The 1,715-nt window shown below is 72.0% G+C and carries 1 protein-coding gene; it reads right to left on the bottom strand.

Annotated features, from left to right (window positions below; genetic code table 11):
- Positions 1-462: 462 nt before the first annotated feature.
- A complete protein-coding gene (locus ABTW87_RS30100) occupies positions 463-1,632 on the bottom strand; it encodes a vanadium-dependent haloperoxidase (protein ID WP_350654794.1) in 1,170 nt (389 codons plus the stop codon).
- Between the last annotated feature and the right edge of the window lie 83 nt (positions 1,633-1,715).

Below are 1,715 nucleotides of genomic sequence, written 5' to 3' on the forward strand. Positions count from 1 at the left end.
CGACACCGACCAGACCGACCCGGCACCGATCGCCGCATAACATCAAACCGGATCCCGCGATGGCCGTCTCCTACACCACCAGCGCGGACGTGACCCAGCCGAACCGAGCCGAGAGGCACCTGAGCAGGCCCGCTGACCTCGCATCACACCCGACGCGACCCGCTCGCCGACAGTTCACACCGAAGAGGTCACTGGTTCGATCCCAGTACCGCCCATCGTAAAACATCTGCCGGTAGCTTCAATTGGGAGCAGAGCGCGCTCCTGTCCAGCGCCGCCTGGCATCCCCTGCAGCCCTCGGCCGGCGTTCGGCGCATCCGTAGCACCCCCACGTGCGTGAGGACGTGCGGGTCGCCGGTCGGGCCCGGACGAGACAGCCCCCGTTGTCAGGGCCCGTTAGGAGTGGGTGCCCGGGCCCCGTCGTGGACACGACGAGAGGCCCGGGCACGTTTCACCCCGCTGCCGTCAGCACCAGCCCAGGCGCCGGGCCACGAGGTCGGCGACGCTACGGCCCAGTACCGCGCCGTCGCGGACCGAGAAGCGGAAATGCAGGCCCGCCAGGATACGTGCCTCGCCCACCTCGCGGGCCACTGCACTGATCCTCGGGTAGCTGCGTGTGGTGCCCGTCGCGGTGCTGTCCATCACAAGCTGCACCGGGCGCGGACCGAAGTACGAGCCCAGCCCGTGGGCGACCGCGTGACTCCAGGTGGCGTGGGCGGACGGGTACTCCGGGTGGTTCACCGTGAGCAGGGACCGCCAGCTGAGGTCGGGTTGGGTGGCCGGATTGGCGTCCGTGTCGGCCCGGGTGATCGCGTGCAGCGGGCGCCAGAACAGGTAGTGGTACTTGGCCTCGAAACAGGCGATCACCGCGTCGGCGGATGCTACGTGGGCCACGGCGAGCATCCGGGCCGCTGCGAGCGGGGTGAGCGCCTGGTCCGTAGCGAGCCGCCGGAGGTTTCGGCTCCAGTGGGTGAAGGCGTTCTCGGCCCAGAACCGGGCCGTCTCGGTCTGCCGCGCACTGCGGACCGGCGAGTCGAGCCGTCCGTACGTGGCCACCTCGTCGAGGTCGACCGCGTACCGCCGGCTCGTCAGTTCCGCGGCTCCGGTCGGGCGCACCTGGTGGGGTGTGCGCAGGACCAGCGGCCGGACCTGGCCCAGCTGCACGTCGACCGGGGTCGCCGGACTGCCGTCGGGCCGGGTGGCCACCGGTTCGAACACCCCCGGGCCGGGTGCCGGCTGGACCCAGGGCACGTTGGCGTCGAGGCCATCGTCGCGGCGGGCGGCGATCACCGCTTCCGCCACCACGCCGCCGAGTTCGATGCCGCGCTGTACGGCAGGGCCGCCGCCGAGCAGTGCGAGGTGTGCCGCGTACTCCCCTGCCAGGTGGTCGGCCTGCGCCGGAACGCGCTCGGCCAGCACCCGGTAGGCGGCGGTCGCTACGGCAGCGTCCAGGTCCGCTCGGTGCCGGCTGCGTGGCGCCGCGAACAGATGGGGATAGCGGCCGAAGCCGGCGACAGCGGCGTCATGGATCGCGGCGTGCACGATGCCAGCGAGCACGGCGGCGCTGGCGGGGGGACGCCCGGCGGCGACCACAGGCTCCGCGACGGCGCTCCAGTGCAGCACGGGGTCAGACATCCCATGTCGTTGGGGCGTCAAGCGGCGGCGGGTTGGGTGCGGTGGGCCCAGGCGGTGGTTTCGTCGTAGTGGGTGCCGGTTTT

It is taken from the genome of Micromonospora sp. NPDC126480, assembly GCF_040302465.1.
Taxonomy (GTDB): Bacteria; Actinomycetota; Actinomycetes; order Mycobacteriales; family Micromonosporaceae; genus Micromonospora.